The sequence below is a fragment of the Sphingomonas sp. PSPC2-2 genome, assembly GCF_049897725.1.
Taxonomy (GTDB): domain Bacteria; phylum Pseudomonadota; class Alphaproteobacteria; order Sphingomonadales; family Sphingomonadaceae; genus Sphingomonas.
This window is the reverse complement of the sequence record NZ_JAFCWU010000010.1, coordinates 65648-82342: the sequence shown is the minus strand read 5'-3', so window position 1 is coordinate 82342 and position 16695 is coordinate 65648. Positions and strand designations below refer to the sequence as shown.

The following is a 16695-nucleotide window of genomic DNA, read 5'->3' as shown; positions in this document are numbered from 1 at the left end:
CCATGTTGCTCAAGAAGAAGATCACCATCGCGCTTGCTGGCCTCGCCATGCTCGGCGCCGCGCCCACCTTCGCCCAGGGCATCGGCCACAGCTTTTTCATGCGCGGATCGATCGTCGGCAAAGACTCGACCGGAACGGTCGTCTGCGTCGGCAAGGCCGATGGCGCGACTGTCGGACAGGTCCTCGAGGTCTACCGTGTGCAAAGCACGCCTGGTCCTTCGAAGACCCCCGGCGCGGGCTTCCGTCGCGTGGCCGTCGGGCACGTCAAGATCGATCATATCTTCGATGACCATTTCGCGCATGTGAGCGTCGCCGATGGCACTCCCGCGGTCCACGACATCGTCGAACTCCGCAAGAAATAAGCTGGCAGCGGGGACGGCGATCGCCGTCCCCTACCATCAACGCGACACCTCGCTGCGAAACCAGACCGGCACCAGCGCTCGCAATCAAACGACGAACACCGGACTTGGCGCTCGGGGACATGAATTGAAAGGAATCGAGATGCGTTTCAGGAAATCAATATCGCTGGCCCTCGCTGGTATCGCCCTCGCCGGCGCGGTTCCCGCTCTGGCGACCGGCATCGGCCACACATTCTTCATGCGCGGATCCATTGTCGGCAAAGACACGACCGGAACGATCGTGTGTGTCGGCAAAGCCGATGGCGCGACAGTCGGACAGGTGCTCGACGTCTATCGCATGAAGACGCTGCCCGGCTCCGGCTTCAAAGGAACTGGCCCCGCTTATCGTCGAGACCTCATCGGCCACGTCAGGGTCGACCATATTTTCGATGACCATTTCGCGCATGTGAGCGTCGCCGACGGCACGCCCGCAGTTCACGACATCGTCGAGCTCCGCAAGAAATAAGGGAGTGCCGGGGAGGGGCTTGCCGCTCCCCATGATGCCTGATGGCGACCGCAAGCAACGAAAAATCGCGCGGCGTTTGAGCGGACAGGAGAGCGGCGATGATCGACCGACGTCCAAATATTTCTCTTGACCCTGGACCTAGGTCCAAGCGGCACGGTGCCTCCGAGACTTGCCATGTCACGGCTTAGAATCGGTGAGCTGGCCGAGGCTGCCGGCGTTCGAAAGGATACCATACGCTATTATGAGCGCACCGGCCTGCTCCCCGCTCCGCAACGGACCAGTGCAGGATACCGCGTCTATCATCCTGCAGACGTCGAACGCATCAAGTTCGTTCGCGCTGCACAGGGGCTCGGTTACACCCTCACCGAAACGCAGGCGCTCCTGCTGGTGCGGGCCGGAGACGCCCTCGCCGGGTCGGAGATCCTCGCCGTCACGCGGGTCAAACTGCACGAAGCACTGGCCAGGGTGGAACAGCTCAAGCTTATCGAAACAGGCCTTGAGCAGCTGGGTGAAGCGCCCTCGCACGAAGCCGAAAGCGACCCTTGCCCGATCCTCTTTCTGGTTCGGGACGGGCGGCTGTCTCAATTGGCCGCAGATCAACCAGAACAAATTTCCGTGGGAGAGGACCACACCACCTGCACCGGGAAGGACTGAACATGAAATACTCTATCTCGCTGGGATTGCTACCACTGGCGCTGCTCGGCGCTTGCGCGACCATTCCGCCGACTAGCGCGCAGATCGCGAGCTGCAAGGCCATGGAAGACAATATGGGTCTCGCGACGCCCCATGATCACAACGAGATGAAGGGACAGGGGCGCAACCCGATGAATCTCTCGCACGATCGCTGCCTGCAGATTCTCAAGCAGCAATGACACCCTGATCCGTCGGTCGAGCACGCTTATCAAGCTCGTCCGACGGGATTTGCGTTCGACCGCTCACTCTCATTCGGAGACACATCATGAAGACTCACCTCACGAATACGTCCGGGAAGATCGTCTCGGGGCTCACAGCCCTTGCGCTTCTCGGAACGCTTGCTGCGTGCGGCAAGAAGACGGACGGCACGCAAAACCAGGCTGCCTCCAATGCCTCTGCAAGCGCGCCCGGCGCGCTTGAAAACGACACCGCCGCCGCCACGGACTCTGTCGGGACCGACAACGCGGCGGCCGATATGGATGAGCGCCACCGTCAGGATATGGACCACAGCGACATGCGCCGGGGTGGGCCGATGATGCCCAATGGCGCCCCGCCTACGAGCACGCCCGACAACAGTCAGTCCGCCCCGATGAAGGACATGTAAGCAAAGCGGGCGGGAACGCCCGGCGCTGCCTGGGCCGAGCAAGATCAAATCGAAGGAATAATGCCGCGACCTTTCGAATGGTCGCGGCAACGGAGACGCGCCATGACATATTTCACGATCGGAAAGCTGTCGCGTGCGCTCGGCATCCGTCCCGATACCATCCGCTATTACGAGCGCAACGGTCTGCTTCCTCCGCCCGCCCGGTCTTCTGCCGGTTACCGCACCTATGGCGACGCCGATCTCGAGCGCGTGCGGTTCATCCGCAAGGGGCAGCTGCTGGGTTTCACGCTTCGCGAAATCGGAAGCCTGCTCGATTTGCGCGCGTCCGACACCGCGACAACTGCCGATGTCCTGGCCATCACCGAGAGCAAGATCAATGAAGCGACCACCCGTATCGATGATCTGACCCGCATCAAGACCGCCCTGTCCGCCCTGTCCGCCCAATGCTCGATCGACATTCCCATCGCGGATTGCCCGATCCTCGCGCATCTCGCGAGCATTCCCAGGGAAGACGCACCAGGGCACGGAAACCCTCCTGCAGCCGGCGCGGTGAAGGCGCCCTCATGAGACCCGTTTTGCAGCGCTTGGGTCCGCCGTTGCTTTGGCCCGGCCGGTCCCCGTCGCTCCGCCGCCGAGCAGGTTTGGCCTTGGCTATCGTCGCTGCAGCTGGCGGCCTGGCCCAGCCTTCTGTTGCGGAGAGCCAGCCCGCCCAGGGTCGTGGCACGAAAACGGATCTTGTCGGTATCTGGTCGTTCGATGCCCGGTCCGGATGCGAGACCGGCACAGCCTGGGAGTTCAGGGCAGACGGCTCTTACAACGAACTCCGTTTGCCCGACCGGACACCGCGCGCCACCGGGAAGTGGTACGAACTCGGTGACACCATCTTCTATTCCCTGGCGCGGCCGGAGACCGCCGCCCCGGGGCCGCCCGAAAAACGCATGGTGATCATCGAACGCGAACCCGATCGCCTCGTCGCATTGGGCGGTCGCAGGGTTCGCCACGTGATGCACCGGTGCCCGCGATGACCGAGAGCCTCATCGTGGAGGGCATCCACTGGATCACGCGGGCAATTGAAGTCACGGGGACGGCGATCATCGTCGTGGGCGCGGGTTCTTCGCTGATCAGATTCCTGCAGCAATCCGTGAAAGGTCCGATCGACCAGCATGTGGTGGGCAGCTTCAGGTCGAGCCTTGGCGAAGCCATTCTTCTCGGACTCGAATTCCTGGTCGCGGCCGACATCATCAACACCATCGCGATCCAGCCCACGCTCAGCAGCCTCGCGGTCCTTGCCGGCATCGTACTGATACGAACCTTCCTGAGTTTCTCGCTCGAGGTCGAGATCAAGGGCCGTTGGCCGTGGCAGAGAGCGACAGGAACCCCACGCGATGATTGAGTGTCGTCGCCGGCTCCTGGCGGCCAGGCGACGACGCCGGGCGAATAGGAAATTACGTATATTGGCCAAAATCCATCTGTGGTCCCTCAGAACCGTGGCCAGCCGGATGATCGGCCAGGTCATTGCAATGGAGTATTGATTATGATCATGACAGGTTCTTTCCGCTTGCGCGCGCTTGCGCTGGCAGGTTCCATCTTGCTGTCGCCCGCCATCGCTTCCGCCCAAGGGCAAGCCGCCGGCCAGACTTCGGCCCAGCCCGCGCCTCCCGCCGACAGGTCGATGCCGGCAGGCGGCATGATGGAGAAGCACGACGCGATGCCGGGCATGGCCGGCATGCCGATGCAGCACGACAAGATGCCCGCGGCCATGCCTCCGATGGCGAAGAAGGCCGGATGCTGCGGCATGAAGAAGAAGCCGATGGCCAAGCACAAGGCCGCCCCGCACCGCCATCCGAAACCCGCCGCCGCGAAGCCGGCGCCGATGCCCGCGGACAAGCCGATGCCCATGAAGGATGACATGTAAGGAAGTCCTCAGGTGACGCGCCCTCACAACAACATCACCGGCCTCAAGCTATCGCGGGCTTTGAGGACGAGCGGTATCGCACTCGCGCTGGCGATGATCTCCGGATCACCGCCAGCGTCGGCGCAGATGGCCGAGTCCGAGCACGCGTCGCATCATCCAGCGGGCGGAGCCGCCGCGCCAGCGGCGATGCCAGCGGGCAACGTGATGGGGGCAGCAGCTCCGGCCGCGGCGAAAGCTGCCGATCCCATGGCGGCGATGATGAAAGGGATGATGGCGCCGTCGCCGGGTGCCAAAATGGGCGCGGGACCGGCGGGATGCTGTGGGAACGGCGGCGCCAAACCCTTCTACCCCTCGCTGATGGACTGGCCCGTCCTGACCGATGAGGCACGACGGACGGTACGCGCCGCGGCTCTCGCCCGCCTGGGGTCGGGCGCCGAGGTCCTGACCGCGGAGCAAGCCCGGCTTCACCACGCTCTCATGTCGAACGACACGAAAGGAGCCCAGGATGCGATCAGGGGCGCTCGCGAAGGCCTCGCACTCGCGGACAGCGGAGCAGGCGCGCTCAGGGGCCTCGAAGAGGGCCGCCCTCCCCGGCAGATTGCCCTGAGCTGGTTCAAGACCCAGTCGGGTTTTGCCGAAAGCGACCAGATGGCATACGGAAACGAGCTGGCGGGCCTTTCCTGGTGGCACCTGATCGCGATGGCGCTGCTGGCGGCGGCTCTGGTTGCGGCGCTGCTACTCCGATGGGCGCGGCTGCGCCGCATCGCAAGCTTGATGGAGCGGCTCGCACCAGGCGGGGCTACACCACCGGCCAGGCCGGCCACCTCTCCGGCCCCGGCCGCTATCGTGCCGGCGCCCGCTGCTCCTGCAGGCGCAGCTACGCCCGGAAGCGCCACGCCGGCAGCGCCGCGACTGTGGAAAGGCGTCCTGCGGATCACCGCGATCTTCGACGAGACCCCGAGCGTCAAGACGTTCCGGCTCATGGAACCGAACCGCGGGCCGATGCCGTTCACGTTCCTGCCCGGCCAATATGCCTCGATCACCTCGGAGATCGAAGGCCAGAAGGTCCGCCGATCCTACACGATCTCGTCATCGCCCACACAGCGCGACTATATCGAGCTCACGATCAAGCGCGAACAATATGGGCTGGAATCGCGCCATCTCCATGATCATGCCGCCACGGGCGACCTTCTCGAGATTGCGGCGCCCGCGGGCCGGTTCTTCTTCACCGGCAAGGAAGCCGAGGGGATCGTCCTGATCGCCGGCGGAGTCGGCATCACACCGATGATGAGTGTGCTGCGCAGCCTGACGGACCGCTCCTATGAACACGACATCTACCTCCTCTACGGTGTCAACACGCCGACGGATCTGATCTTTCGCGAGGAATGCGACTATCTGGCGCGGCGCCACCACAAGCTTCACATCGTCTCCATCGTCGCAAAGCCCGAAGGGACCGACTGGGCCGGGCCTTCCGGTTATTTGACGGCCGATTTCATCGCCGCTTCCGTTCCCGAAATCGCCAGCAGGCGCGTTCACCTGTGCGGCCCGCCGCCGATGATGGACGCGGTGAAGGCGGCGCTTGCGCAGCTCAAGGTGCCGGCGGAGCAGGTCAAGACCGAGGAATTTGCCCCCCCCAAGGGCGGCCCCGTCCTTGAAGATGAACCGGCAGCGACCGCGACCGACAGCCAGGCATCGGCCACCCCGCAGACGCCGCCCGCCATTCCTTCTGCGCAGGCGACGATCTCATTTTCGAAGTCCGGCAAGAACGGCGCGCTCGCGCCCGACCAATCCGTCCTCGAGGCGGCCGAGGCGATTGGCGTGGCCATCGACTATGAATGCCGGGTCGGCATCTGCGGAAGGTGCAAGGTCCCCTTGCGGCAAGGCCAAGTGACGATGGAAGTGGAAGACGCGCTTGCCGCCGACGAGAAGGCTGACGGCATCATCCTCGCCTGCCAGGCAAAATCGGTGGGTGATCTCGTGGTGGACGCATGAAATGACCGAAACCGAGAAAGTAACGGTCGGCGCTCTGCTGAGCGCTCTTGCGCTGCTGGTCCCGGCCTTCCTGCTGCATTCCGCACCGCGTTTCCCCGGGAGCCTGGCAGGCGGACTGTTCGGCATCGCCGCCGCCCTGCTTTTCGTGCTTCTGCTCGTCTACAGCATCGTAAAGCGGCAGGCGTGGGTCAAGGAGCGCACGCAGCGCCTCGTCTCCCTCGGAGGACTGCTCAGCTTCCATGTGTATGCCGGCGCGATCGGCGCTCTGCTCGGAATCATCCATTCGGGGCACAAGTTTCAAAGCCCGATCGGCATCGCCCTCGTGATCGCGATGCTGACTGTCGTCGTCACGGGCTTCATTGGCCGATATTATCTGGCGCAGGTCGGGCAGGAATTGCGGTTTCAGCAAAAGGAACTCAAGGTTCTGCGCGACCGCTATGATGTGCTTGCCGCCGTATCGGCCGATCTGCGCCATCAAAGCGTCGTTGATCCGTCAGGGTTGCCGCTGGACTCGCTCCTTGGCGCAATATCCGACCTCGAATTCACGATTACTGCACGCGACGTCATCAAGGCCACGCTCGACAAGTGGGTCGTCGTGCATATTGTCGCTGCGATCATCATGTACGGATTGCTGACGATCCACATCTGGAGCAGCGTCTACTTCGGCTTGCGGTGGTGGCCATGAAGCGGACTGGTATCGTCTGCCTGATCCTCGCGACACTGGTCCTGGCCACCGCGATCATCATCCCCCTTACCATTTACCGCTCGGGCAGCGCCGCGCTGCCGCAATGGGCGGCGTCGGTTCGACCCGGTTCGCTGTCGAACGCCCATGCTTTTCTCGAGGGCAAATGCGAGAGTTGCCATACACCCAATCGGGGCATCAAGGCCGAGACCTGCATAGCCTGCCACGCAGCTTCGCCGGAAATCCTGAAGAAGCCTTCGACCGCTTTCCATGTCAACATCAAGGAATGCAGTGGCTGCCATATCGAGCATCAGGGAAACACGCTCCGTCCGGTCCGGATGGATCACCAGGTTCTCGAGCGCATCGCCGAACGGGCGACAGGGCGTGACACTCCTCTCGATTGCCAGTCCTGTCACGCCCCCCGCGACAAGCACCTGGGGTTCTTCGGCAGTGATTGTGCAAGCTGCCACACCACAACGAGCTGGAAAATCAGCGGGTATCTGCACCCCAGCCCCAAATCCACCGAATGCTCGCAGTGCCACAAGCCGCCGCCGAGCCACAACATGATGCACTTCGAAATGATGGACAAGATGATCAGCGGTGAAAAACGGGCGCGGGTTGATCAATGCTTCAGTTGCCACCAGACCGACTCGTTCAACAATATCAAGGGTGTCGGCATGGTCAAAGTGCACTGAAAATCCTCGCCAAACCCGACCTGCCATCGAAGAGCCCTCCAATTATCAAACCCGGCGACATCTTCGCCCAGGCGAGGAGTGTCACCGTGAACGCGCCCAATGATCCTGCGGAACGCTGTGTCCCCTTGCCCGGGCAGGCCGGGCAAGGGACCACGCTTCTTGAAGCCGATCTGCACTTGCCGCCGACCCCTGGCCAGGCCGCGGGCGAGGGGCAAGTGGCGATCCCGCACGCTCACCGGCTTCAGAGTATCGGGCGGATTTTTGGCCCGGGATTCATTGCCGGGGCGGCCGACGACGATCCAAGCGGGATTGCAACCTATGCGCAAGCGGGAGCGGCTTACGGTTACACGCTCGGTTGGACGATGTTGCTTACCTGGCCGCTCGCCGCAGCTGTGCAGGAGACGTGCGGGCGGATCGGCAGAACGACGGGCGAAGGTTTGACGGCGGCGATCAGCAAGCGCTGCCCGCTCGCGCTGCTCCGAACGGTCGTTCTGCTCCTCGTGGTCGCCAATGTCATCAACCTTGGTGCTGATCTGGGAGCGATGGGTTCGGCAATGTCGCTCATCGGCGGCGGCGCGCCGCACCTCTGGGTCATCATATTCGCCTTGCTCTCAACGCTGTTAGAGACCTTCCTCGACTACAAGCGCTACGCGCGTTTCCTGAGATGGATGACGCTGGCATTGCTGGCCTATGCGGCTACGGCATTTGCCGTGCACCTGTCATGGAGCGATGTGCTGCGTGGAGTCCTGCTACCGAGCATGCCGGACTCAAGCGCCTGGATGCTGGTAGCCGCGATCTTCGGCACCACGATCAGCCCCTATTTGTTTTTCTGGCAGGCCTCCCAGGAAGCAGAAGATGCCAGAGCTAAAGCGAAAAGCCTTTCGACATCGGAAGTCAGCGCCGGCGAAGAGCGCCGGATTAGCCTCGATAGCTGGTTCGGTATGTTTTTTTCAAACCTCATTGCCATTTTTATCATCATAACCACCGCCGCGACCTTGCATATCGCTGGTATTACGCAGATCGATACGGCCGCGCAGGCGGCCGAAGCACTCAGGCCGCTGGCGGGCGACTTTGCCTTTGCACTTTTTGCCAGCGGTATCATCGGGACCGGCCTTCTTGCCGTCCCGGTTCTAGCCGGCTCGGCGGCGTATGCGGTCTCCGAAGCCTTTGGGTGGCGTGCGGGCCTTGGGCTGGCACCTCGGAATGCCAAGGCTTTTTACAGCGTGATAGCTTCGGCCGGCATTCTGGGCATTCTCGTTCATTTCTCGCCGATCAGTCCCATGCAGGCGCTGCTGTGGAGTGCTGTCATCAACGGCTTTGTTGCAGCCCCACTTATTGCCCTGGTGATATGGCTCGGCTCGGATTCCGAAGCGATGAACGGTCACCCCATTCCCCGGCGGCTGCAACTGCTCGGTGGCGCGGCCTGTCTGGTCATGGTTGGCGTCGCCATCATGACGACGGTTTCGTGGATCGCGCCGGCCGCGCGGTAAATGATGATTGGCGCCTAGCGATCCAGCTTTCGCACTGACAGGTCAAGCTCGGCTTGAGATTGAAGCTTTCCGCCTCAGCCAATGCAGCATCGCGAATCCGAACGACGCGCGGCCTCGCTCAGGACGACATCGGTCAGCAAGTCTTGTGAACATTACGTAACGCTACGTGTGTGTGCCTGACATAAATCAAGGAAATGCAAGCCAATCGCCCAAGCCACCGCGCAAGCACTGACGCCTTAAAGCCGGCTTGGGTGCGCAATCCTGCGTCCAAGCTGCTCGGGCCGTGGGGACAGAATATCGGCCTTGACTCTGGACGGTGGTCGAAGCCCGACAACATGGTCGGGTCACGAATCCCACTCCTCAGAAACCGGCGTCCTGCCGCGGCGCGATCATGAGGGAGCAGCGGACGCGGCCTCCAGCCAGTGTAAGCCACTCCCAGAGACACTTTCATATTTGAGGTTGAGCATGAACCACTCTGTGATCATTCCCCCGCTCAAGCGTATTGCCGTGATAGGAACGTGCGTTCCGAGGCAGTGTGGCATCGCCACCTTCACCAACGATCTGCAGCAGGCATTGAAGAACTGCGATTCCGATCTTTCTTCAACGACGATCGCGCTGACGGACGATGCCAACACTTACGCCTATCCGCCCGATGTCGCCCTGGAGATCCAGCAGGCCACGCCCGCGTCCTATGCAGTCGCCGCCGATTTCCTCAACGTGTCGAACGTCGATCTCGTTTCTCTTCAGCACGAGTTCGGGATCTTCGGAGGCGAGGCCGGTGAATACATCCTTGGCCTTCTCAGCGGCCTCAGCGCTCCGATCGTCACGACGCTACACACCGTACTGGCCAACCCCAACCCTGCACAACGTCGCGTCATGGATGGCATCATCGAACATTCATCGCGCCTCGTCGTCATGGCGGACAAAGGACGGCGCATTCTGCAGGACGTCTATGATGTCCCGGCCGAGCACATCGCCGTGATACCACACGGCGTTCCGGACCGAGCCTTTATCGATCCGGCGATGGCGAAGCACAAACTGGGACTTGCAGACCGGACCCTGTTGATGACCTTTGGCCTGCTTGGTCCAGGCAAGGGTATCGAAACGGCAATTCGTGCAGTGCCGGCACTCGTTCGCGACCATCCCAATCTGCTCTATATGATCGTCGGCGCAACCCACCCCAACCTCGTTAGGGATGAAGGCGAACGCTATCGCGATAGCCTCGTTGCACTCGCAGCCGAACTCGGCGTCATCGAGAATATTTGCTTTGTCGACCGATATCTCTCACTGGATGAGCTGCTCGACCATTTGGCTGCATGCGATATCTACCTATCGCCTTACCCCAATGAAGCGCAGATCGTTTCAGGAACGCTGGCCTACGCTGTTGCCCTTGGTAAAGCGGTCGTCTCGACGCCCTTCTGGTATGCGCAGGAACTGCTCGCCGACCATTGTGGCGTTCTGGTGCCGTTTTCGGAACCGGATGCACTCGGAGCTGCCGTCGCTCGATTGATCGTCGATGGCGCGTCGCGTAGCGAGATTCGAACCCGCGCGTACGAGCGCGGTCGCGCGATGATCTGGTCGAGCGTGGCGAAGCAGTACCTGAAAGTCTTCTCCGATGTCCGATTTGAAAGACGCTCCGGCGCGTCGCGGGCTATACGTCCTTCAAATGACGAAGCCTGGAACAGGGCGCTTCCACCGATAACGACGGACCATCTCGCCGCTCTTACCGACATGGTCGGCATAACCCAGCACACAAAATTCGCGGTTCCGGACCGGAGGCACGGCTACTGTCTCGATGACAACGCGCGCGCGCTGTTGCTTCTCTCTGAACTCTCGACGCTGCGTTCTCTCACGCCACAGGAGGAGCAGCTTGCGCTGACATATGCCGCGTTCGTTGAGCACGCCTGGTCGCCAAAGGATAACCGCGTTCATAATTTCATGGGGTTCGACCGCACATGGCTCGACGATGCGGGAGCCGACGACGCGCATGGTCGCACGGTCTGGGCACTGGGCGCGTTCGCAATGCGAAAAGACGATCGATTCCTGGACGGATGGGCCGCCGCGCGCTTGCTGGAGATGGCACCCGCGTTGGTAGCGCTGACCACGCCGCGCGCCTGGGCCTACGGGCTGCTCGGCATCTCAAAACTTCTCCGGCGCTTCCCAGGCCATCGCAACCTGGAGCAGCTGCGAGGAGAACTGTCCAATCGCTTGTTCCAACGTTGGTGTGACGCAGCTGCGCCCGACTGGGTCTGGTTCGAAGACAGGCTCGGCTATGATAATGCCCGATTGTGTGAAGCTCTCATCGAAAGCGGCCATGACACCGGCAACCAGTCTCACCTTGATGCCGGCCTCGATACGCTACGGTGGCTGATGACGCTGCAGACGGCCGAAGTGGGGCACTTTCGGCCTATCGGAACCGAAACATTTGGAAGCGATCGGCGTCATCCGCAGCCATTCGACCAACAGCCCCTGGAAGCCTGTGCAGCGGTTGGTGCATGCCTTACCGCGGCGCGAGTCACGAGCGACGCATGGTGGCAGCGCGAAGCGCGCCGTGCATTCAACTGGTTTCTCGGGGCAAACGACCTTGGCATTCCCGTCGTGGACGTCAAACGAGGCGCCTGCTTCGATGGTCTCCATCCGGACCGGCGCAATGCCAACCAAGGCGCTGAATCGACGCTCGCATATCTTTCCGCGCTGACCGCGATCCTGAGCGCGGCCGAGAAGGATGCCTCGTTGAGTAAAGCCCCGCGCGTGGTCGAACTTTGCACGGCCGGTAATAAACCTCTCAGGCGGGTACCCAACGCATTCCGAACAGGTCTTCCCGAAGACCGCCCAGAATCTCAGCTCTCCTGTGGATGCCCAAATTCATGAAAGCGGACTCGGCACAGCTGGCTCAACCGGACGAAGCACTCGAAAGGCGCGCGATCGACACCATCCGCACGTTGGCGATGGATGCCGTACAGAAGGCCAATTCGGGCCATCCGGGCACGCCGATGGCGATGGCGCCGGTGGCCTACACGCTGTGGCGGGACTTCGTCCGCTACGATCCGGACACGCCCGACTGGCCGAACCGCGATCGCTTCGTTCTTTCGGTCGGCCATGCCTCGATGCTGCTCTATGCGGTGCTGCACTTGGCCTTGGTCAAGGAGATTGACCCGGACGGCAAGCCGACGGGCAGGCCCGCGGTCGGTCTCGACGACATCAAGCAGTTCCGCCAACTCGGCTCGAAGACCCCGGGCCACCCCGAGTACCGTATGACTACCGGTGTCGAGACGACGACCGGCCCGCTCGGCCAAGGGTGCGGCAATTCGGTCGGCATGGCGATTGCCGAGCGGGCGCTTGCCTCGCGCTTCAACCGCGACGGTTTCGAGCTGTTCGATCACAACATCTATGTGCTGTGCGGCGACGGCGACATGATGGAGGGCGTCTCGAGTGAGGCCGCATCACTCGCCGGACATCTCGCCCTGTCAAATCTCTGCTGGATCTACGACAGCAATCATATCTCGATCGAAGGTTCGACCGAGCTCGCCTTCACCGAGGATGTCGGCAAACGATTCGAGGGCTATGGCTGGAACGTCATCCAGGTCGATGACGCTAACGACACCAGGGCCGTCGCGCGCGCAATCGCGGCCTTTCGCGACGCCCATGACCGGCCGACCCTCATCGTCATCCGCTCGGTGATCGGCTGGGGCAGCCCCAGAGCAGGTAGCGAGAAGGCGCACGGCGAGCCACTGGGCGAAGACAATGTCCGCGCTACCAAGAAAGCCTATGGCTGGCCCGAAGGCGCCCAGTTTCTCGTGCCGGACGGTGTGGCAGAAGCGTTCAACGCCGCGGTTGCGGGACGCGGCAGGCCGGCACGCGAGGCGTGGGAGGAAACCTTGGCCCGCTACCGCGAGAGCTTTCCAGCTGAGGCCAGGGAGATGGACCTGCTGCGCCGGGGCAAGCTGCCGAGTGACTGGCAGGCAACAATCCCCACCTTTCCTCCCGATGCCGTGGGGCTGGCCTCGCGCGACAGCGGTGGCAAGGTGCTGAACGCAATCGCACCGCACGTGCCGCTGCTGATCGGGGGCGCGGCGGATCTCTCGCCCTCTACCAAGACTAGCCTGACTTTTCAGGGAGCGGGATCGTTTGGGAAGAACGACCATTCAGGTCGCAACATGCACTTCGGTGTGCGGGAGCATGCGATGGGATCGATCGCCAACGGCATGGCCCTATCCTACCTGCGCTCCTACACCGGCACCTTCCTGGTTTTCGCGGATTATATGCGCGCGCCGATAAGGCTGGCAGCGATCATGGAACTGCCGGTCGTGTTCGTGTTCACGCATGATTCTATTGGTGTCGGCGAGGACGGGCCGACTCACCAACCGATCGAACATCTGGCCACGCTTCGAGCCATCCCTGGGCTCGACACGATCCGGCCGGGCGACGCAAACGAGGTGGCGGCAGCGTGGAAGGTCGCTCTCAGCCACAGCCACGAGCCGACCGCGCTGATCCTCTCGCGCCAGGCGATCCCGACGCTCGATCGAACAAAATATGCGTCCGCCGACGGGCTGGAGAGAGGCGGCTACATCCTTGGCGACGCCGAGCGCGGCGATCCCGAGATCATCCTCATCGGTACCGGCAGCGAACTGCCGATGGTGGTGGCCGCCCACGAGAAGTTATCGGGCGAAGGCGTCCGATCGCGAGTGGTTTCGCTGCCGAGCTGGTATTTGTTCGAAAAGCAGGACGACGCCTATCGCGACAGAGTGTTCCCCGATGCGGTGCGCGCGCGGCTCGCCGTCGAACAGGGCGGATCGATGGGCTGGGACCGCTATGTCGGACATGACGGCGGGACAATAACTATGAAGACCTTCGGAGCCTCGGCGCCGCTCGCCAAGCTCCAGGAAAAATTCGGTTTCACCGTCGACAATATCTGCGCCGTGGCGCGCGATCTGATCGAGAAGAACAAATGACCCGCCGTCTCAAAAACCTTGGCGCTGCGGGACAGGCCGTGTGGCTAGACTTCGTCGACCGCAAATTTCTGAACGAAGGCGGGCTGCGCAAGCTGGTTGAGGAGGACGGTCTGACCGGCGTCACCTCCAACCCCTCGATCTTCGAGAAGGCGATGGGCCATGGCGACGCCTATGACGAGGGTTTTAACAACTTCCTCGGCAAGGCCGACGCGAGCGTCACCGATACCTACGAAAGCCAGGCGATCGCCGACATCAAGGCGGCAGCCGCCGATCTACGACCGGTGTACGACCGGCTCGGCGGCGGGGACGGCTATGTAAGCCTTGAGGTTTCGCCCAATCTCGCCAACAGCACCGACGACACGATCGAGGAAGCACGGCGACTGTGGGATATGGTGGCCGAGCCCAATCTGATGGTGAAGGTGCCCGGCACACGGGCTGGCATTCCTGCGATCCGTCAACTGATCGAGGATGGGCTCAACATCAATGTGACATTGCTTTTCTCGCTCACCGCTTATCAGGCGGTCGCGGAGGCTTATATGGCCGGCCTCGAGGCGCGGGTGAAGAAGGGAGAAGCGATCAACCGGATCGCGAGCGTCGCGAGCTTCTTCGTCAGCCGCATCGATGCGCAGATCGACAAGACGATTGATGCGCGCGTCAGGGAAGGCGACCCGGAAAGCGAGGCTCTAAATGCCATTCGCGGCCAAGTCGCAATCGCCAATGCCAAGCTTGCCTATGCCTGGTACCAGGAGTTGCTCGCGAGCGACCGATGGCAGGCGCTGGCCGCCAAGGGAGCGATGCCGCAGCGACTATTGTGGGCCTCGACCGGGGTTAAGGACCCCGCCTACCCCGATACGCTCTACATCGACTCGCTGATCGGACCCGACACCGTCAACACGATGCCGCCTGGGACGATGGACGCGTTCCGTGACCATGGCACGGCCCTGGCCACACTGACCGATAATCTGGATAAAGCACTCCATGTGCTGGCCGAAACCGAGCGTCTCGGCCTTAAACTGGGTGATATTGCGGACAGGTTGGTCGAGGCGGGTGTGACGCTGTTCGCCGATGCGGCGGATGCACTGCTTGGCGCGGTCGCGGGCAAGCGTACCGCGTTCCTCGGCCGCCGACAAAACTTGATGGCAGTCGATCTCCCGGCAGGACTTCAGGAGGCTGTCGCCACGCGCCTCGAAACCGCTCGCGCCGAGGCTTGGCCGCGCCGGCTGTGGAAGGGCGATGCCTCGCTCTGGACCGGCAAGGACGAGGGCAAATGGCTCGGGTGGCTCGCCGCCGCCCGCAGTGAGCAGGTTGATCCAGACACGCTCAAGATGCTCGGTGAAGAAGCCAAAGGCTTCAAGGACGCGGTGCTGCTCGGCATGGGCGGATCGAGCCTCGGCCCCGAGGTGATCGCGCGCATCCTCGGCAGCGCAAAGGGTAGCCCAAAGCTGCACGTGCTCGACACCAGCGACCCCGGCCAGATCGCGACGGTCGCGGCAGCGATCGACCCGGCGAACACGCTGTTCATAATATCCTCCAAATCGGGATCGACAATGGAGCCTGAGCTCCTGCGCGCCTATTTCTATGCAGCGGCCGGCCAGGACGGCAGCCATTTCGTTGCGGTCACCGACCCTGGATCAAAGCTGGACCAGACCGCGAAGGCGGATGGCTTCGCGCATATCTTCGCAGGGGATCCCGCGATCGGCGGGCGCTATTCGGTGCTGTCGGCTTTCGGCATGGTTCCCGCCGCCGCGATGGGCATCGATATCCAGGATTTCTACGAGAAAACCCAGCCAATGGTCTTCGCCTGCGGTGCCGATTCACCTCCTGCAGCAAACCCTGGCGTGCGCCTTGGGGTGATAATCGGCGAGGCGGCTATCGGCGGGCGCGACAAGCTAACCATCTTGGCATCCAAGGGACTAGAACCGTTCGGGGCCTGGCTCGAGCAGTTGCTTGCTGAGTCGACAGGCAAGAAAGGCAAGGGGATTATTCCGGTCGACCTTGAGCCCGCGGGACCGCCGGAGGTTTACGGGAGCGATCGCCTGTTCGTGCATCTTCACCTCGAAGGAGACGCGGAGGACGGGCTGGACAGCAAGCTCGCGCAGCTAAAGCAGGCCGGCCATCCCCTCATCCGGATCACGGTCGCCTCACGCGATTTGATCGGCCAGGAGTTCTTCCGCTGGGAAATCGCGACGGCAATTGCAAGCGCCGTTATTGGGATCAATCCGTTCGACCAGCCCGACGTGGAGGATGCCAAAATCGCCACGCGCGAGCTCGTCGATGCTTATGAAGCTTCCAGTGCGCTTGAACCAGAGATCGCGATCGCGGAAGACGCAGACTTGGCGATCTACGCTGCTGGCGAAAGCGGATTCGGCTCGGGCGATCCGGTGAACCTGCTGCGGCTCCACTTTGCCCGGCTGAAGCCCGGACATTATGCCGGTTTCCTCGGATTTATCGAGCGCGACGAGGCGAATGCGGCGGCAATGGCCGCGATGCGGATGGCGGTGCGTGCTACCAAGGCGGTGGCGACGGTCGCGGGTTTTGGGCCGCGTTTCCTACACTCAACGGGGCAGGCCTATAAAGGCGGCCCGGCGAGCGGGTTGTTTCTGACGATCACGCGCGATCCCCATCCCGATCTGTCGATCCCAGGCAGGAAGGCGAGCTTCGGCACCATTCAGATTGCGCAGGCGCGCGGCGACATGGCCGTGCTTGCTGCGCGCGGGCGGCCCGTTCTGCGGGTCCACATCAAGAAGGACGGCAGCGGCATCGAAGCCTTGCGCGCAGCTGTCATCGCGGCAACCCAAAACTGAGGAA

16 protein-coding genes are annotated in these 16695 nt (G+C 62.5%); all 16 read left to right on the top strand.

Translation table 11 applies throughout. From position 1 onward, the window contains the following. Positions 1-2 precede the first annotated feature (2 nt). The 16 genes from ACP7BY_RS16975 to ACP7BY_RS16900 all read left to right on the top strand — a co-directional run bounded on the left by ACP7BY_RS16975 (position 3) and on the right by ACP7BY_RS16900 (position 16691). Positions 3-362, top strand: coding sequence for a hypothetical protein (locus tag ACP7BY_RS16975; protein ID WP_010405642.1), 360 nt, complete (start codon positions 3-5; stop codon positions 360-362). Positions 363-501: 139 nt separating this feature from the next. Then, on the top strand, positions 502-864 hold the full coding sequence (locus ACP7BY_RS16970; protein WP_010405641.1) for a hypothetical protein: 363 nt from the start codon (positions 502-504) through the stop codon (positions 862-864). A 174-nt stretch (positions 865-1038) separates the two neighbouring features. Next, positions 1039-1518: a MerR family transcriptional regulator gene (locus ACP7BY_RS16965; RefSeq protein ID WP_033963057.1), complete on the top strand. Its 480-nt coding sequence runs from the start codon at positions 1039-1041 to the stop codon at positions 1516-1518. 2 nt (positions 1519-1520) lie between these two features. Next, positions 1521-1736 carry a hypothetical protein gene (locus ACP7BY_RS16960; RefSeq protein WP_010405639.1) on the top strand — a complete coding sequence of 72 codons (216 nt, stop codon included), beginning with the start codon at positions 1521-1523 and terminating at the stop codon, positions 1734-1736. An 86-nt stretch (positions 1737-1822) separates the two neighbouring features. Continuing rightward, entirely contained in the window at positions 1823-2161 is a 339-nt protein-coding gene (locus ACP7BY_RS16955) for a hypothetical protein (protein WP_010405638.1), read from the top strand. A gap of 102 nt (positions 2162-2263) precedes the next feature. Next, positions 2264-2728 carry a heavy metal-responsive transcriptional regulator gene (locus ACP7BY_RS16950; protein WP_010405637.1) on the top strand — a complete coding sequence of 155 codons (465 nt, stop codon included), beginning with the start codon at positions 2264-2266 and terminating at the stop codon, positions 2726-2728. A gap of 80 nt (positions 2729-2808) precedes the next feature. Beyond that, positions 2809-3186 carry a hypothetical protein gene (locus tag ACP7BY_RS16945; RefSeq protein ID WP_137902814.1) on the top strand — a complete coding sequence of 126 codons (378 nt, stop codon included), beginning with the start codon at positions 2809-2811 and terminating at the stop codon, positions 3184-3186. After that, the gene (locus ACP7BY_RS16940) at positions 3183-3554 is read left to right on the top strand and encodes a DUF1622 domain-containing protein (protein WP_033963148.1); all 372 of its coding nucleotides are present in this window, start codon (positions 3183-3185) and stop codon (positions 3552-3554) included. The genes ACP7BY_RS16945 and ACP7BY_RS16940 overlap by 4 nt, the downstream gene beginning before the upstream one ends. 141 nt (positions 3555-3695) lie before the next feature. Beyond that, the gene (locus ACP7BY_RS16935) at positions 3696-4076 is read left to right on the top strand and encodes a hypothetical protein (protein WP_033963060.1); all 381 of its coding nucleotides are present in this window, start codon (positions 3696-3698) and stop codon (positions 4074-4076) included. 12 nt (positions 4077-4088) lie between these two features. Further along, positions 4089-6068, top strand: a complete 1980-nt coding sequence (locus ACP7BY_RS16930) for an FAD-binding oxidoreductase (RefSeq protein WP_010405631.1) — start codon at positions 4089-4091, stop codon at positions 6066-6068. Between the two features lies 1 nt (position 6069). Beyond that, positions 6070-6753 (top strand): iron reductase, encoded by a 684-nt coding sequence (locus ACP7BY_RS16925; protein ID WP_029622672.1) that lies wholly within the window; start codon positions 6070-6072, stop codon positions 6751-6753. After that, positions 6750-7445: a cytochrome c3 family protein gene (locus ACP7BY_RS16920; RefSeq protein ID WP_029622670.1), complete on the top strand. Its 696-nt coding sequence runs from the start codon at positions 6750-6752 to the stop codon at positions 7443-7445. Before ACP7BY_RS16925 ends, ACP7BY_RS16920 begins: the two co-directional genes overlap by 4 nt. A gap of 86 nt (positions 7446-7531) precedes the next feature. Further along, positions 7532-8935, top strand: a complete 1404-nt coding sequence (locus ACP7BY_RS16915) for an NRAMP family divalent metal transporter (protein ID WP_010405628.1) — start codon at positions 7532-7534, stop codon at positions 8933-8935. Positions 8936-9400: 465 nt separating this feature from the next. Next, the gene (locus ACP7BY_RS16910; RefSeq protein WP_231564839.1) at positions 9401-11806 is read left to right on the top strand and encodes a glycosyltransferase family 4 protein; all 2406 of its coding nucleotides are present in this window, start codon (positions 9401-9403) and stop codon (positions 11804-11806) included. Beyond that, positions 11803-13887 carry a transketolase gene (tkt, locus tag ACP7BY_RS16905; RefSeq protein WP_010405626.1) on the top strand — a complete coding sequence of 695 codons (2085 nt, stop codon included), beginning with the start codon at positions 11803-11805 and terminating at the stop codon, positions 13885-13887. The genes ACP7BY_RS16910 and tkt overlap by 4 nt, the downstream gene beginning before the upstream one ends. After that, complete coding sequence (locus tag ACP7BY_RS16900; RefSeq protein WP_010405625.1) at positions 13884-16691, top strand: bifunctional transaldolase/phosoglucose isomerase; 2808 nt, start codon at positions 13884-13886, stop codon at positions 16689-16691. Before tkt ends, ACP7BY_RS16900 begins: the two co-directional genes overlap by 4 nt. Positions 16692-16695 lie beyond the last annotated feature (4 nt).